The organism is Modestobacter sp. URMC 112 (assembly GCF_053502575.1).
Window position 1 is genome coordinate 979,365 of the sequence record NZ_CP199957.1, and the last position, 15,705, is coordinate 995,069.

The window sequence follows — 15,705 nt, forward strand, 5'->3', positions numbered from 1 at the left end:
GGCGTGTCGAGGGTCTTCGTGACCTCTTCGAGACGTGGGGTGACGGCTGGGGTCCGTGGGGTCCGGCGTTACACCTCGTCAACTTGACCCCGACTCAACGACACGCGTGTAATTCCGACGTTGTCATCAGGCGCTGGCCGCTCGGGATCCGCCCGTGGACGCTCGCCGTGACGAGACGTGAGGGGACGCATCGTGATGGCCGAGGTCTCATGGTTGAGCGAGTACAAGAGCGCCGCTGCCGGTGCCGCACCCACCGCCCGCGCGGCTGACGTGCTCGGCCTCGGTACCGGCGCCGGGGCCTCGTTCGACGCCGGCCTGACCGGTGGCGGGGACGCCGACGAGCAGGGCTGGCAGGAGAGCGCCCTGTGCGCCGAGACCGACCCCGAGGCGTTCTTCCCGGAGAAGGGCGGCTCGACCCGCGAGGCCAAGAAGATCTGCACCGGCTGCGAGGTCCGGGCCGAGTGCCTGGAGTACGCGCTGGCCAACGACGAGCGTTTCGGCATCTGGGGCGGGCTGTCCGAGCGCGAGCGTCGTCGGCTCCGTCGCCGCGCCGGCTGAGAAAGGACCTCGTCGCCCCCCGTACCTCGCAAGCTCGGCACGGGCCCCTACGACCAGGCCGTTCCAGCTCGTCGCACGCTCGCGGTGGGCCCCTGCAGGGGGGCCAGCCCCCGTACCTCGCAAGCTCGGCACGGGCCCCTACGACGAGGCCGTTCCAGCTCGTCGCACGCTCGCGGTGGGCCCCTGCAGGGGGGCCAGCCCCCGTACCTCGCACGTTCGGCACGGGCCCCTACGACGAGGCCGTTCCAGCTCGTCGCACGCTCGCGGCGGGCCCTTGCCTGGGGCCGTTCCAGCTCATCGCCTGTTCGGGTCCGGTCCTCGGGGCACCCCAGCGGGGTGGGCGACGGGGTGTGGTCGACTGGGCGGTGTGCACACCCGGGTCGCCGTCGGACGCGCTCCCGTGGTCCGGGAGGTGCGTGCGGCCGCGCCGCTGATGTCCGACCTGGCGGTGCCGGTCACCGCCCGCGGGCCGTGGCTCACCGCAGTCCTGAACGACGGCCGGGCACCCCTCCTCGCCCGGGTCCGCCCACGGGCCGTCGTGGTCGGGCAGCACCCGCACGGTGACCCCGACGGGGTGGCCCTGCTCTCCTTCCTCCGTCGGGGGCCGGTGGCCGCCGGCACCCTGCTCGGTGACGCCGCCGGCCCGGTCCCCGGCGGGTCGCCGTCCCGCAGGCTGTACGCCCGGGACGACGCGGCCGCCGGCCGGCTCGCCGACGGGATCGTGGAGGTCCTCGACCGGCTCCGCGGCCCGTGGACCCTGCGGCTGTCCGGCCTGCCGCTCGGCGACCCCACCCTCCGGCGGCTCGCCGCCGTCCTGGCGACCGGGGAGGTGGCCACCAGCCGCAGCCGCCGGCTGGTGGACGAGCTGGACACCGTCGGGGACGTCCGGCGCAGCCGCGACCCCGCCGAGGTGGAGCGCCGGCTGCCCCTGCTGCTGGACCACCTTCCGCCGGCCCAGCGGACCTTCGCCCGGGCGGCCGCCCGGCTGCACGCCGCGATCGGCCGGGTGGAGGTGGCGGTGCTGCCCGGACCGTCCGGACCGGCCGCCGCGCTGCTGACCCTGCTCGACGGGCCCGGCGCCGACGTCCGGCTGCCCTGGTGGGGCTTCTCCGACGCCGGCGGACTGGACCGCCGGCTGGGCTCGCCGGTGGCCACCCTCACCGCCTCCGCCGGACTCCGCGGGCGGGCCCGGCGCCGCTGAGCCGTCGGCCCGGGGATCAGCGCAGCTGCAGGACGTTCTGGTCCGGCCCGCCGGTGGTGGTCGTGCGGTGCACCCCCTGCCGGAGCACCCCGGTGGCCGGCACCCGGCCCTCCCGCTCCCGCCCGTCGGCGGCCAGGGTCACGGTGATCGGGTAGCTGCGGCCGGTGTAGGTCGGCGGTCCCCCGCGCGGCCGGGTGTAGGTGGGGAAGCGTCCGGCGAGCTCCAGCCGGTCGCCGTCCCGGCGCAGCCGTAGCTCGGGGTCGGCGAGGTCGGCGTACTCGGTGGCCGCCCGCGCGCACCCGGCTGCCTCCGGGTCGGCCGGTGGCTCCCGGGTCAGGCAGTTGAACGCCGGCAGGACGACGTGCGCCAGCGCCCGCGTCCCGTCGGTGCTCGTGCTCACGCCGGGGCGGGTGACCGTGACGCCCACCGCCCGTCGTTCCAGCAGCACGCTGCCGAACATGGCCCGGGCGGCGACGCCGTCCTCCCCGAGCGGCACCGACCGGGCGGCGAGCGCGCCGGCCGGGACCTGGCTGCCCGCAGGCTCCGGCGGCGGCGCCGTCGTGCCGGGCGCTGCCGCCGGGGCGGCTGCCCGGCCGCCGGGCGTCGGGTCCTCGGCGCGGCCGACCAGTGCGATGACGACGGCGGCGAGCACCAGGACGGCGGCCGCCAGCACCATGAGCACCAGCGTCCGGCGCGTGCCCGGCTCCCCGATCGGGCCACCGCGCCGGGTGTGCCGGGCCCGCCCCGCCGTCGCCGGCGCGTGGACCGCGGTCGCGCCGGTGGACGTCGCCGGCCTGGCCGCCACCGCCGGGGCGGGCGCCGCGGCCGGGGGCAGGGGCGAGCCGGGTGGGTGCTCGAGGAAGCCGGGGAGGTCGTCGACCTCCAGCACGGCCCGCGGGGGAGGTGCCGCGGCGGGCCGCGCGGCGGCGTCGGGCGGGTTCGGCTCCGGTGCCGCAGCGGGCGTGGAGCGGTCCGGGCGGCGGCCGGTCACCGCCGCGAGCGACAGCCCGAGCACGAGGCCGGCCACCAGTGCCAGGACGAGCCAGCCCGCCAGCGCCGGGGCGGTGAGCGAGACGGCGTTCACCGCCCCGGCCCCGCTGCCGCGGGAGCACTGCCGGCGCGGCCCGGTCCGTCGTTCCTGCTCATCTCGCCGCCCAGCATGGCAAAGCCGACGGGACGCCCCGTGCCGACGTGTCGGAACGGCCCGGCCGTAGGCGCTCGAACGGCCCCGCTGCAGGCGCTGGGACGGCCCCGCTGCGGGCGCTGGAGTGGCCCCCTTCCAGGGGTCCACCCTGAGCTCGCGAAGGCGGGGAGGAAGGTGGCCCCGCTGCAGGGTCCCGCCGCGAGCCTGCGAGCGGTGGGGGGGGCAGCGGGGTCCTTGTTCAGCCGGTGGGGTCGATCTCCTCCGGGTCGCGGCCCAGCAGGACGGCCACCTGGTCGACCACCACGTCGCGCACCAGGTCGGCGAGGTCGTCCCGGTCGGTGGCCCGGATCTCCAGCGGTCGGCGGTAGACCACGATCCGCGCCGGGTGCTCCCGCCCGTCCTCGTGGTGCGCGGGCAGGACCCGGGCCAGCGGGACGCTGCCGTCGTCGAGGACGTCGGCGTCCAGGACGACGTCGTCGGGGCTGGTGTGGTCGACCCAGGGCACGTCCTCGACGGCGAACTCGACCCCGGCGAGCTCGCGTTCCCAGCGACGCTCCAGGTCCTCGACGGCGTCCAGGACGAGGTCGTCGAACTGCTCGGCGCGGCTGCGGGACAGGGGCACGGTGGGCGGCACCAGGCGTCCGCGCAGCCCGCGGCCGTGGCGGTCGCGCCGGGCGCGGGCAGGGGGACGGTCCATCGCGGGTGCGAGCCTACGTCCCCCGGCCCCCCGGGGCCCCCGTCGTGGGGGCCGGTGGGGCGGATGAGCCCGTTTTCCGGTGTGCCTGCTCCCCACGGGGGCCGATCGCGGTTAGTGTGCCCGACTGTGAGGACCCGGTGGTGAGGCAGTCACGTCGCTGCTCGCGCAGCGGCTGCGCGCAACCGGCGGCGGCGACACTGACCTACGTGTACGCGGAGTCGACGGCCGTCGTCGGTCCGTTGGCGACGTACTCGGAGCCGCACAGCTACGACCTGTGCGAGTTCCACGCCGGACGGTTGACCGTGCCGCGCGGCTGGGAGGTCGTGCGCCACGAGATGGACGCCGAGGACGCCGGCCCCACCGGCGACGACCTGCTGGCACTGGCCGACGCCGTCCGCGAGGCCGCCCGGCCGGAGCCGCCGCGGGACCCCGCCGACGACGGCAGTGGCACCCGCCGCGGGCACCTGCGCGTCCTGCCCAACCTCCCGTGAGGGAGGGCCCCTGCAGCCGGGGCCGGGGCAGGGCCTCCGCGTGCGCCTCCGGCGCGCCCCGCCACTAGGGTCGACGCGCCGCCGGTCGCACCGGCCGCGGCAGGGGCTAGTGCGAGGGTGAGCCGTTGTCCGACCTGTCGTCGATCATCAAGGCATACGACGTGCGGGGCGTGGTCCCCGACGAGTGGGACGAGGACGTGGCCCGCGCCATCGGCGCCGCCTTCGCCGAGTTCGTCCACCAGGAGACCGGCGCGACCGCGGTGGTGACCGCGCACGACATGCGCGACTCCTCCGTCCCGCTGTCCCGGGCCTTCGCCGAGGGCGTGCTGGAGCGCGGCCTCGACGTCGTGGAGGCCGGGCTGGGCTCCACGGACATGCTGTACTTCGCGGCCGGCTCGCTGGACCTGCCCGGTGCCATGTTCACCGCCAGCCACAACCCGGCGCAGTACAACGGCATCAAGCTCTGCCGGGCCGGGGCCGCGCCGATCGGGCAGGACTCCGGGCTGGTGCAGATCCGGGAGTGGGCCGAGCAGGGCAGCCGCTTCGACCGGCAGCCCGACCGGGTCGGCTCGGTGAGCGGCCGTGACGTGCTCGCCGAGTACGCCGCCCACCTGCGGTCGCTGGTCGACCTGTCGGGCATCCGGCCGCTCAAGGTGGTCGTGGACGCCGGCAACGGCATGGGCGGCTACACCGTCCCGGTGGTGCTCTCCGGCCTGCCGCTGGACGTCGTCCCGATGTACTTCGAGCTCGACGGCTCCTTCCCCAACCACGAGGCCAACCCGCTGGACCCGGCCAACCTGGTCGACCTGCAGGCGGCGGTGGTCGAGCACGGCGCCGACATCGGCCTGGCCTTCGACGGGGACGCCGACCGGTGCTTCATCGTCGACGAGCGGGGCGGGGCGGTGAGCCCCTCGGCGATCACCGCGCTGGTGGCGGTCCGCGAGCTGGCCAAGGGCCGCGGCTCCACGGTGATCCACAACCTGATCACCTCACGGGCGGTGCCCGAGATCGTGCGCGAGCACGGCGGCGTCCCGGTGCGGACCCGGGTCGGCCACTCGTTCATCAAGGCCGAGATGGCCCGCACCAACGCGGTCTTCGGCGGCGAGCACTCGGCGCACTACTACTTCCGTGACTTCTGGCGCGCCGACACCGGCATGCTGGCCGCGATGCACGTGCTCGCCGCGCTGGGCGAGCAGCCGCGGCCGCTCACGGAGCTGACCGCCGCCTACGCCCGGTACGTCGCCTCCGGGGAGATCAACTCCACGGTCGCCGACGCCGCCGGCCGGGTCGCCGAGGTGCGCGAGACGTGGAGCTCCCGGGACGGCGTCTCCGTCGACGAGCTGGACGGGCTGACCGTCGCGCTCGCCGACGGCTCGTGGTTCAACCTGCGGGCCAGCAACACCGAGCCGCTGCTCCGGCTCAACGTGGAGGCGCGGGACGAAGCGCGGATGACGGCGCTGCGCGACGAGGTCCTCGGGGTGGTGCGCGCGTGAGCGGGCCGGGAGCGGTGGACGCCGCCGACGGTGGTGGCCGGCCGGAGACGCTGGGCATCGACCCCGCGCTGCTGGCGATCCTGGCCTGCCCGGACACCCACCACAGCCCGCTGACCGTCGACGTCGCGGCCGCCGAGCTGGTCTGCGGGACCTGCTCGCGGGCGTTCCCGGTGCGCGACGGGATCCCGGTGCTGCTGCTCGACGAGGCGCGGCGGCGGACGGCGTGACCTCCGCGGAGCTGGCCGAGGAGGTCTTCGACGACCCGGCGCTGCTCCGCGCCCGGGACCCCCGTGACCTGCTCCCGGCCGTCGCCGGGGCCGGCGCGCAGGTGCGGGAGACCGCGCGGCTGACCGAGGAGGCCGGCCTGGGGCGGGTGACCGCCGGCGGCCGGCCGCGCGGTCTGGTCATCGTCGCCCGCCGGGAGGGGGCGGTGGCCGCCGCGGTGCTGCGGGCGCTGCTCGGCCCCTCCAGCCCGGTGACCGTCGACGTCGTCCCGGGCCCGGCGCTGCCGGTCTGGATGGGCGCCTCGGACATCGCCGTGATCGCCACCCGGACCGGCGCCGGCCGGTACGCGGTGACCCCCGCCTACGAGGCCGCCCGCCGCGGCGTGGCCGTGGTGGGGATCGGCGCCGAGGACGCGCCGCTGCACGCCGCCTGCGCCAGCTCCCGGGCGCCCTACGTGGCGCTGCCGGCCTCCCGGGTGCGGCACACGACGCTGTGGTCCCTGCTCACCCCGATGCTGCTGCTGGCCGACCAGCTGGGACTGCTCCCCGCCGGCGTCGCCGACACCGAGCTGGTGGCCGCCGCGCTGGACGAGGTCGCCGCGGAGTGCGGCCCGACCCGCGAGTCGTTCGTCAACCCGGCCAAGACCCTGGCCCTGGAACTGCTGGACGCGCTGCCGGTGATCGCCGCCGAGGGGCCGCTGGCCGGGGCGGCCGCGGAACGGGTGGCCGACCAGCTGGCCACCCTGGCCGGCCTGCCGGTCACCGCGTTCCGGCTGCCCGACCAGCGTGTCGCCGCCCGGACCGTGCTGGCCGGTCCGCTGGCACCCGAGGCCGGTGCCGACGACTTCTTCCGCGACCGGGCCGACGACACCGGTCGGCGGCTGCGGCTGTTGACCATCCGGGACGCCGACGTCGGCGAGCACGACGGCGCCCACGAGCGGGAGCCCCGTTCGGCGGCGGAGGCCATGCAGGAGGTGCTGCGCACGGCCACCGCCGCCAACGTGCCGGTCAGCCGGCTGGGCGAGCACGGCGACCAGGAGCGTCCGGCGCGCCTGGTCCAGCTCGCCCGGCAGCTGGCGGTGGCCGACTTCAGCGCCGTCTACCTCGCGCTGGCCCTCGACCACGAGCGGGCCGGCTCCTCCTGAGTCCGGCCGTCCGGCCCGCACCGCATGGCCGGGTCACCGGCTGGGCACAGGGCGACCGCGCGACCCGCCCGCCCAGCCCACCCGGGAGACCCCAGCCATGACCGAACACACGGGGACCCCGTCCGCGACCGGGTCGGATGTGCACCCGGCCGACGCCCGGGCCGGCGCCACCCACCCCACCGACCACGCCCCCGGCGGGGAGCACGGCAGGGACGGCAAGGACGCCGAAGGCGGTGGCCACGGCGGCAGCACCAAGGCGATCATCGCCGCGATGCTGGCGAACATCGGCATCGCGATCGCCAAGTTCGTCGCGTTCCTGGTGACCGGGGCGTCCTCGATGCTCGCCGAGTCCATCCACTCGGTGGCCGACACGGGGAACCAGGTGCTGCTGCTGGTCGGTGGGAAGCGGGCCCAGCGGGCCGCCACCCCCCAGCACCCGTTCGGCTTCGGTCGGGACCGCTACGTCTACAGCTTCATCGTGGCCATCGTGCTGTTCAGCCTGGGTGGACTTTTTGCCGTGTACGAGGGCGTGCACAAGCTGCTGGACCCCGAGGAGCTGACGTCGCCGGCCTGGGCGATCGGGGTCCTCCTGGTGGCCATCGTCCTCGAGGGCTTCTCGTTGCGCACCGCGGTCAAGGAGACCGACGCCGTCCGCGGGCCGGGAGAGAGCTACTGGGCCTTCATCCGGCACGCCCGCGCCCCCGAGCTGCCGGTCGTGCTCCTCGAGGACACGGGGGCGCTGCTTGGCCTCACCCTGGCGTTGCTCGGGGTGGGGCTGACCACGCTCACCGGCAACGCCGCCTTCGACGGGATGGGCACCGTGGCCATCGGCGTCCTGCTGGTCGTGATCGCTGTGATCCTGGCCGTGGAGACCAAGAGCCTGCTGATCGGCGAGTCGGCCACCCCGGAGGCGCAGCGGCGGATCCTCACGGCGATCGAGGCCGGGAACGACGTGCTGTCGGTCATCCACATGCGCACCCAGCACCTCGGGCCGGAGGACCTGCTGGTGGCCGCCAAGATCGCCGTCCGCTCCGACGACACCGCGGCCAGCGTCGCCCGGGCGATCGACGCGGCGGAGGAGCGGCTGCGCGCCGCCGAGCCGATGGCCCGCGTCGTCTACCTGGAACCGGACATCCGCCGGGGGACGACGCCGGCCGGCGCCGGAGCCGGGGACCAGGGAGCCGCTCCCGCCGGGTGACCTCACCCGGAGGTGGGGGCCTGCCGGGCCGGCGTCCCCGAGGTGCCCGTCGCGCCAGTAGCCTCCAGCGTGATGTGGCAGCTCACCAGTACCGTCCGGCACTACCCGTGGGGCAGCCGCACCGTCATCCCCGAACTCCTCGGGCTGGACAGCCCGGCTGAGCAGCCGTACGCGGAGCTGTGGATGGGGGCGCACCCCGACGCCCCGAGCCGGCTGGCCGACGGCACGCCGCTGGACGCCGCCATCGCGGCCGCGCCCGACGAGCTGCTCGGTCCGGCCGTGCGGGAGCGCTTCGGCCCCCGGCTGCCGTTCCTGATGAAGGTGCTGGCCGCGGACAAGCCGCTGTCGCTGCAGGCGCACCCCACCACGGCCCAGGCCGAGGCGGGGTTCGCCGCCGAGGAGGCCGCCGGCGTCCCCAAGGACGATCCGGCGCGCACCTTCAAGGACCCGTTCCACAAGCCGGAGGTCCTGCTGGCGATCACACCGGTCGAGGCGCTGTGCGGCTTCCGCCCGGTGCAGGAGTCGCTGCACTGCCTGGCCAAGCTCCAGCTGCCCGAGCTCATGCCGACCATCGCCGCGCTGGCGCGGGGCGGGCTGCGGGCGGCGGTCCCGCAGCTGCTCGCCCTGTCCGAGCGGCGTCGGGAGTCACTGGTGAGCGCCGTCGCGGAGCGGGCCGCCGGGTACGTCGCCGCCCACGACCCCGAGTTTATCAACACCTACCGCTGGGCGGCCCAGCTCGCCGGCGACTACCCCGGTGACCCCGGGGTCGTCATCTCGCTGATGTGCAACCACCTGCGGCTGTCCCCCGGCGAGGCGGTCTTCCTGCCCGCCGGCAACCTGCACGCCTACCTCTGCGGCGCCGGTGTGGAGGTGATGGCCAGCTCGGACAACGTGCTGCGCGGCGGGCTGACCGCCAAGCACGTCGACCTGGCAGCGCTCATCGAGGTGCTGGACTTCACCGACGGCCGGGTCCCGGTGCTGCACCCGGTGCTCGGTCCGGGCGGGCTGCGGTACCCGGTGCCGGTCGAGGACTTCGACCTCACCCGGGTGGAGCTGGGCACCGACGCCGGCGTGCTGACCACCGCCGGCCCGCAGCTGGTGCTGTGCGCCCGGGGGACGGCGGTGCTGGTCGACGGCGACGAGCAGCTGGTGCTGCGCACCGGGGAGTCGGCCTTCGTCCCGGCCGGGGCGCCGCTCTCGGCCCGCGGCCCGGCGTTGCTCTACCGGGCCACCACCGCCCTCCGGTAGGGCCACGCCCCGGTCCTCCGAGCGCAGCTGGGGCGGAGCGGTCCCGCCGGCGGTTACCCTGGACCTCGGCACGAGCCCCGCCGAAGCCTCGGCATGCTCGCACAGCGACCGCACTGCGCCTGCCCGCCCCGACCGGGGCCGGGCCGGGCCGGACACTGGAGCGACATGACCGCCACCATCGGCACCCGAGTACTGACCACCGACGACTACAAGGTCGCCGACATCTCCCTGGCCGGCTTCGGCCGCAAGGAGATCTCCCTCGCCGAGCACGAGATGCCCGGCCTGATGGCGCTGCGCGCCGAGTACGGCGACGAACAGCCGCTGGCCGGCGCCCGCATCGCCGGGTCCCTGCACATGACCGTGCAGACCGCCGTCCTGATCGAGACCCTCGTCGCCCTCGGCGCCGACGTCCGCTGGGTCAGCTGCAACATCTTCTCCACCCAGGACCACGCGGCCGCGGCGATCGTCGTGGGCGACGGCACCGCCGAGCAGCCCACCGGGGTGCCGGTCTTCGCCTGGAAGGGCGAGACGCTGCCGGAGTACTGGTGGTGCACCCAGCGGCTGTTCGAGTTCACCGACGACGAGGGCACCGTCATCGGGCCGAACATGCTCCTGGACGACGGTGGGGACGCCACCCTGCTGGTCCACCTGGGCACCCGGTTCGAGGCCGAGGGCGCCGTCCCGGACGCCACCGAGGCCGACTCCGAGGAGTACGGCGTCATCCTCGACGTGCTGCGGGAGAGCCTGACCACCGACCAGCAGCGCTGGACCCGGGTCGGCGAGGCCATCAAGGGCGTCACCGAGGAGACCACCACCGGCGTCCTGCGGCTCTACGAGCTGGCCCGCGACGGCCGGCTGCTGTTCCCGGCGATCAACGTCAACGACTCGGTCACCAAGAGCAAGTTCGACAACCTCTACGGCTGCCGGCACTCCCTCATCGACGGCATCAACCGGGCCACCGACGTGATGATCGGCGGCAAGGTCGCCGTCGTCTGTGGCTTCGGGGACGTCGGCAAGGGCTGCGCGGAGGCGCTGCGCGGCCAGGGCGCCCGGGTCATCGTCACCGAGATCGACCCGATCTGCGCGCTGCAGGCGGCGATGGAGGGCTACCAGGTCACCACGCTGGACGACGTCATCGGCACGGCGGACATCATCGTCACCGCGACGGGCAACAAGGACATCATCTCCGCCGAGCAGCTGGCCGCCACCAAGCACCAGGCGATCATCGGCAACATCGGGCACTTCGACAACGAGATCGACATCGCCGGCCTGGCCCGCACCCCGGGCGTCACCCGGACCACGATCAAGCCGCAGGTCGACGAGTGGCGGTTCGCCGACGGCCACACGATCATCGTGCTGTCCGAGGGCCGGCTGCTGAACCTCGGCAACGCCACCGGGCACCCCAGCTTCGTGATGAGCAACTCGTTCTCCAACCAGGTGCTCGCCCAGCTGGAGCTGTGGACCAACCAGGCGGCCTACGCGGGCCAGACGCCCGACGTCACGGTGCTCCCCAAGCACCTCGACGAGAAGGTCGCCCGGCTGCACCTGGGTGCGCTCGGCGTCAAGCTGACCGAGCTGACCAAGGTCCAGGCCGACTACCTCGGCGTCCCGGTCGAGGGCCCCTACAAGTCCGACCACTACCGCTACTGAGCGGCCACCCTTCAGGGGCCCGCGCCGAGCGCGCGAGGCGTGGGGGGAAGGGTGGTCCTTCTTCTTCCTCCCCACCCTTCGCAGGCTCAGGGCGGGCCCCTGGAAGGGGGCTGGCCCGCGCCGAGCGCGCGAGGCGTGGGGGGAAGGGTGGTCCTTCCTGCCCCCCGCCACTCCGGGGCTCGCGGCGGGCCCTGCAGGGCGGCCGGGCCTCGTCCTCGCGGACGGGGCCACTCCCGGGGCCCGTACCGGGTCTCGGGTGATCTGACCAGTACGTTCCCACCCGCCCGGGTGCCTTCCCGGGCGGGTGGGGCCGTCTGTGGGCCCCGCGTGGGCAGAATGGGTCCGTGCCACCTTCCGCTCCCCCCACGGGGACCAGCCGCGGCCGCGTCCTCGTCGTCGACGACGACGCCGCCCTCGCCGAGATGCTGGGCATCGTGCTGCGCCGCGAGGGCTACGAACCCGCGTTCGTCTCCGACGGCGCCCGGGCCGTGGCGACCTTCCAGCAACTCCGTCCCGACCTGGTGCTGCTCGACCTGATGCTGCCCGGCCGGAACGGGCTGCAGATCTGCGCCGACATCCGGACCCAGTCCACCGTCCCGATCGTCATGCTCACCGCCAAGGGCGACACCATCGACGTCGTGCAGGGACTGGAGGCCGGAGCCGACGACTACGTGACCAAGCCGTTCAAGCCGGTCGAGCTCGTCGCCCGGGTCCGCGCCCAGCTGCGCCGCGGGGAGAACGGGCAGGCCGAGAGCCTCACCATCGGCGACGTGCAGATCGACGTCCCGGCGCACCAGGTCACCCGGGACGGCGTCCCGATCGCGCTGACACCGCTGGAGTTCGACCTGCTGGTGGCCCTGGCCCGCAAGCCCCGCCAGGTGTTCACCCGGGAGCTGCTGCTGGAGCAGGTGTGGGGCTACCGGCACGCCGCCGACACCCGGCTGGTCAACGTGCACGTGCAGCGGCTGCGGGCCAAGGTCGAGCGCGACCCCGAACGCCCCGAGGTGGTGCTGACCGTGCGCGGGGTCGGCTACAAGGCCGGTCCACCATGAGCGGACAGGCCCGCGGGAGCGGACCGACGTGCACCGTGACCGGTCGCGCCACCGGACGGTGAGCAACGTGGCCGGACCGCAGGTGGTCACCCCGTCCGGGGACCTGCCGCCGGCTCCGGCCGGCCGGCCGGCCGGTGCTGCCGGGGGACCGGCGGTGGAGGAGGGGCGTGCCCGGCGCCGGCCCTCCTCGGCCCGGCGTGCCCGGCTCTGGGTGCGCCGCCGGGCGTTGCGGGCCCACCGGGTGGCACGCCGGGCGTTCCGCGCCTCGCTGCACGCCTGGCGGGCCTCGCTGCAGCTGCGGGTCGGGGCGATCACCATGCTGGTCGCCGCCGTCGTCGTGGTGATCGTCAGCCTGGTGCTGTTCCGGCAGATCAGCGACCAGCTGCTCCGGGTCAAGCGGCAGGCCGCGGTCGACCAGTCCCTGGCCGGGGTGCTCTACGCGCAGTCCGAGGTGAGCGGGATCGCCACCGGCGACCCGGCCAGCGTCCGCTCGGCGCTGGACCGGGCGGTGCAGGGGCTGGGGTCCCGGGGCGGCGCGGCCGGTGACTTCGACGTCGTCATGGTCTACCGCTCCGGGGACGACGAGCGGCCGGCGTGGAGCCGGCCGATGGTCTACGGCGCCCTGCCCCCCGACCTGCGGGCCCAGGTGGCCCAGGGCGCCCAGGCCTACCGGTACGGGCTGGTGCCCGACGCGGCGGGCGACCCGGTCCCGACGTTGCTGGTCGGTGCGCCCGTGCCGGCGGACGGGCAGAGCGGCGACCGGGTCGAGGTGTACTTCGCCTTCCCGCTGGAGCAGGAGCGGGAGAGCCTGGAGCTGATCCGCAGCACCGTGGTGATCAGTGGGGTCTCGCTGGTGCTCTTCGTCGTCGGCATCGGTGTCCTGGTGACCCGGCTGGTCGTCGACCCGGTGCGGCGGGCTGCGGTCAGCGCCCAGCGGCTGGCCGAGGGGCGGCTGGAGGAACGGTTGCTGGTGCGGGGGGAGGACGACCTCGCCCGGCTGGCGACGAGCTTCAACGCGATGGCCGACAGCCTGCAGCGGCAGATCACCCAGCTCGAGGGGCTGTCCCAGCTGCAGCAGCGGTTCACCTCCGACGTCTCGCACGAGCTGCGCACCCCGCTCACCACCGTGCAGATGGCGGCTGACGTGCTGCACGACGCCCGGGGCGACTTCGACCCGGCCGTCGCCCGGTCCGCGGAGCTGCTGCACGCCGAGCTGGACCGCTTCGAGGGGCTGCTCTCGGACCTGCTGGAGATCAGTCGCTACGACGCCGGCGCGGCGGTGCTGGAGGCCGAGCCGCAGGACCTGGGCCAGGTGGTGGACCGGGTGGTGGCGGGGATGTCCTCGCTCGCGGAGCGGCGCGGCTGCGAGCTGCGGGTGCAGGTGCCCGAGGCCCCGGTCGTCGCCGAGGTGGACGCCCGCCGGGTGGAGCGGGTGCTCCGCAACCTGGTCGGCAACGCGATCGAGCACGGCGCCGGGGAGCCGGTGGAGATCACGCTCGCGGCCTCCCGGACGGCGGCGGCGCTGACGGTGCGCGACCACGGGATCGGCCTCAGCTCCGCCGATGCCCAGCACGTCTTCGACCGGTTCTGGCGGGCCGACCCGGCACGGGTGCGCACCGTGGGCGGCAGCGGGCTGGGGCTGTCGATCAGCCTGGAGGACGCCCGGCTGCACGGCGGCTGGCTGCAGGTGTGGGGCCTGCCCGGCCAGGGCGCCCAGTTCCGGCTGACGCTGCCGCTGACCGCGGGCGGGGAGCTGACCGGCTCGCCGCTGCCGCTGCGCCCCATCGGGCTGCGTCGCGGCGGGGACCCGTCGTGAGGCGGCTGCACGCCGCGGCGGCGTTGCTGGCCGTCGGGCTGCTGGCCGGGTGCAGCACCGTGCCCAGCAGCTCACCGACGGTGCGGATCACCCAGATGGCCGAGGCGCCGGACGGGCCGGTGGGGATCGAGCCGCTGCCACCGGAGGCCGGTGCCGCGCCCGAGGAGGTGGTCGCCGGGTTCATCGACGCCAGCGCCAGCGTCGTCCGCAACCACCCGGTGGCCCGCCAGTTCCTCACCGAGGAGGCGGCCGGCAGCTGGTCGGACAGCGAGAGCGTCACCGTCATCAGCGCCTCCTACTCCGCCGTCTCCTCCCAGCAGGGCACCGTGGACCTGACCGCGGAGCTGGTCGGCACCCTGGACGGCCGCGGCGTGTTCACCGTCGGGGACGGGACCGTCTTCACCCGGTCCTTCACGCTCACCGACGAGTCGGGTGAGTGGCGGATCGCCGACCCCGAGGACGGCCTGCTCCTCCTGCTGCCGGACTTCCAGCGGACCTACGACCAGCTCGACGCCTTCTTCCTCGACCCGACCGGCACCCGGCTGGTGCCCGACCCGCGGTTCCTGGTCGCCGGGCAGGCGCAACCCAACGCCCTGGTCGAGCGGCTGATCGCCGGCCCGGCCTCCACGATCGCCGCCGGGGTCGCCAACCCGCTGGCCGAGGCGCGGCTGCGCGCCGCGGTCCAGAGCGACGGTCAGACCGCGACGGTCGACCTGACCGGGCTGGAGGAGGCCCCTGAGGCCACACTCCAGGGGGTCTCCGCCCAGCTGGTGTGGTCGCTGTCGCAGCCGGGACTCGGGCTGCGGTCGGTGCGGGTGCTCCGCGACGGGCAGCGGCTGGGGCTGGCCGACGTCCCCGAGCTGCAGAGCGTCGACGACTGGGCCGGTCTGGACCCCGACGCCTCGCCGGTGGAGGCGGTGGGCCACTACCTGGACGGCGGGGCGCTGCGGCGCGCCACCGACGGACAACCTGCTCCCGGCCCGGCCGGGGCCGGCGCGTACGGACTGACCTCGGCGGCCGTGTCGGCCGACGAGCGCACCGGCGCACTCGGCCTGACCGCCGGGGTGACGGCGGCCGGTGGCAGTGCCACCCTGCTCGCCGGGCCCTACGGCGGCGACCTGGCGTCCGTGCTCAGCGGCGCGAGCTTCACCGAGCCCACCGCCGCCGGTCCCCGGTCGGAGATCTGGACGGTCCGGGACGGCACCGAGGTGGTCCGGCTGCCCTCCGGCGGGACCACGCAGACGGTCAGCGCCCCCACGCTCCCCGGGCTCGGCCGGACGTCGGTGTTCCAGCTGTCGCCCGACGGCGTGCGCGCGGCGGTGGTCGTGGAGACCCCCGAGGGCGGCCGGCTGCTGATGGGCACGGTGGTCCGCGCGGACGACGTGGTCACGGTCCGCGACCTCCGCTCGGTGGCGCCCTCGCTGCGCCAGGTGGTGGACGTGGCCTGGCGCAACGCCGAGGTGCTCATGGTGCTGGCCGGCGACCCCGGGAGCAGCCGCACGGTCCCGTACTCGGTCGGCGTCGACGGCTGGGGGCTGACCGCGGTGACCACCGCCGGGCTGCCCGGGCAGCCGACCGCGGTCGCCGCCGCGCCGAGCCGCCAGCCGCTGGTCAGTGCCGACGGGACGCTGTGGCTGCTGGCCGGAGGGACGTGGGTCACCCTGGTGCGCGGCCAGCAGCCGGTGGCCGGGACGGCGCCGCTCTACCCGATCTGAGCGCGGGACGCCGGCGGCCCTCCCCGGCGGACGTGCCCGTCCCCGACCGGGCCGACCGGTGCCCGTCGCACCA

Annotated in this window: 14 protein-coding genes; 12 read left to right on the plus strand and 2 right to left on the minus strand. The window is 75.5% G+C overall.

Features of this window, described 5'->3' with window-relative positions; translation table 11 throughout:
* Nucleotides 1–315 precede the first annotated feature (315 nt).
* Both ACWIX6_RS04720 and ACWIX6_RS04725 read left to right on the plus strand, forming a co-directional pair.
* On the plus strand, nt 316–558 hold the full coding sequence (locus ACWIX6_RS04720; RefSeq protein WP_448616975.1) for a WhiB family transcriptional regulator: 243 nt from the start codon (nt 316–318) through the stop codon (nt 556–558).
* A gap of 367 nt (nt 559–925) precedes the next feature.
* Nucleotides 926–1,759, plus strand: a complete 834-nt coding sequence (locus ACWIX6_RS04725) for a hypothetical protein (RefSeq protein WP_448615688.1) — start codon at nt 926–928, stop codon at nt 1,757–1,759.
* A 16-nt stretch (nt 1,760–1,775) separates the two neighbouring features.
* Here ACWIX6_RS04725 and ACWIX6_RS04730 read toward each other — a convergent pair whose 3' ends face one another.
* Together ACWIX6_RS04730 and ACWIX6_RS04735 are read right to left on the minus strand one after the other, a co-directional pair.
* Nucleotides 1,776–2,843 carry a hypothetical protein gene (locus ACWIX6_RS04730; RefSeq protein WP_448615689.1) on the minus strand — a complete coding sequence of 356 codons (1,068 nt, stop codon included), beginning with the start codon at nt 2,841–2,843 and terminating at the stop codon, nt 1,776–1,778.
* A gap of 298 nt (nt 2,844–3,141) precedes the next feature.
* Nucleotides 3,142–3,600, minus strand: coding sequence for a metallopeptidase family protein (locus ACWIX6_RS04735; RefSeq protein WP_448615690.1), 459 nt, complete (start codon nt 3,598–3,600; stop codon nt 3,142–3,144).
* Between the two features lie 140 nt (nt 3,601–3,740).
* Here ACWIX6_RS04735 and ACWIX6_RS04740 point away from each other — a divergent pair, with 140 nt between their 5' ends.
* The 10 genes from ACWIX6_RS04740 to ACWIX6_RS04785 all read left to right on the plus strand — a co-directional run bounded on the left by ACWIX6_RS04740 (nt 3,741) and on the right by ACWIX6_RS04785 (nt 15,632).
* On the plus strand, nt 3,741–4,091 hold the full coding sequence (locus tag ACWIX6_RS04740) for a DUF3499 domain-containing protein (protein WP_448615691.1): 351 nt from the start codon (nt 3,741–3,743) through the stop codon (nt 4,089–4,091).
* Between the two features lie 125 nt (nt 4,092–4,216).
* Nucleotides 4,217–5,584 (plus strand): phosphomannomutase/phosphoglucomutase, encoded by a 1,368-nt coding sequence (locus tag ACWIX6_RS04745; RefSeq protein WP_448615692.1) that lies wholly within the window; start codon nt 4,217–4,219, stop codon nt 5,582–5,584.
* Nucleotides 5,581–5,811, plus strand: a complete 231-nt coding sequence (locus ACWIX6_RS04750; protein WP_448615693.1) for a Trm112 family protein — start codon at nt 5,581–5,583, stop codon at nt 5,809–5,811. The genes ACWIX6_RS04745 and ACWIX6_RS04750 overlap by 4 nt, the downstream gene beginning before the upstream one ends.
* On the plus strand, nt 5,808–6,953 hold the full coding sequence (locus ACWIX6_RS04755; RefSeq protein WP_448615694.1) for an SIS domain-containing protein: 1,146 nt from the start codon (nt 5,808–5,810) through the stop codon (nt 6,951–6,953). The genes ACWIX6_RS04750 and ACWIX6_RS04755 overlap by 4 nt, the downstream gene beginning before the upstream one ends.
* 97 nt (nt 6,954–7,050) lie before the next feature.
* Nucleotides 7,051–8,151, plus strand: coding sequence for a cation diffusion facilitator family transporter (locus tag ACWIX6_RS04760; RefSeq protein ID WP_448615695.1), 1,101 nt, complete (start codon nt 7,051–7,053; stop codon nt 8,149–8,151).
* Between the two features lie 72 nt (nt 8,152–8,223).
* A complete protein-coding gene (gene manA, locus ACWIX6_RS04765) occupies nt 8,224–9,399 on the plus strand; it encodes a mannose-6-phosphate isomerase, class I (RefSeq protein WP_448615696.1) in 1,176 nt (391 codons plus the stop codon).
* A 165-nt stretch (nt 9,400–9,564) separates the two neighbouring features.
* Nucleotides 9,565–11,049 (plus strand): adenosylhomocysteinase, encoded by a 1,485-nt coding sequence (gene ahcY / locus ACWIX6_RS04770; RefSeq protein ID WP_448615697.1) that lies wholly within the window; start codon nt 9,565–9,567, stop codon nt 11,047–11,049.
* Nucleotides 11,050–11,393: 344 nt separating this feature from the next.
* Nucleotides 11,394–12,101, plus strand: a complete 708-nt coding sequence (mtrA, locus tag ACWIX6_RS04775; protein WP_448615698.1) for an MtrAB system response regulator MtrA — start codon at nt 11,394–11,396, stop codon at nt 12,099–12,101.
* Between the two features lie 67 nt (nt 12,102–12,168).
* A complete protein-coding gene (gene mtrB / locus ACWIX6_RS04780) occupies nt 12,169–13,917 on the plus strand; it encodes an MtrAB system histidine kinase MtrB (protein WP_448615699.1) in 1,749 nt (582 codons plus the stop codon).
* Entirely contained in the window at nt 13,914–15,632 is a 1,719-nt protein-coding gene (locus ACWIX6_RS04785; protein WP_448615700.1) for an LpqB family beta-propeller domain-containing protein, read from the plus strand. The genes mtrB and ACWIX6_RS04785 overlap by 4 nt, the downstream gene beginning before the upstream one ends.
* Nucleotides 15,633–15,705 lie beyond the last annotated feature (73 nt).

Bases quoted from the DNA above. Each gene is read 5' to 3' on its own strand.
- ACWIX6_RS04735 (WP_448615690.1), bottom strand. From the start codon at position 3,600: ATGGACCGTCCCCCTGCCCGCGCCCGGCGCGACCGCCACGGCCGCGGG.
- ACWIX6_RS04760 (WP_448615695.1), top strand. From the start codon at position 7,051: ATGACCGAACACACGGGGACCCCGTCCGCGACCGGGTCGGATGTGCAC.
- manA (WP_448615696.1), top strand. From the start codon at position 8,224: ATGTGGCAGCTCACCAGTACCGTCCGGCACTACCCGTGGGGCAGCCGC.
- ahcY (WP_448615697.1), top strand. From the start codon at position 9,565: ATGACCGCCACCATCGGCACCCGAGTACTGACCACCGACGACTACAAG.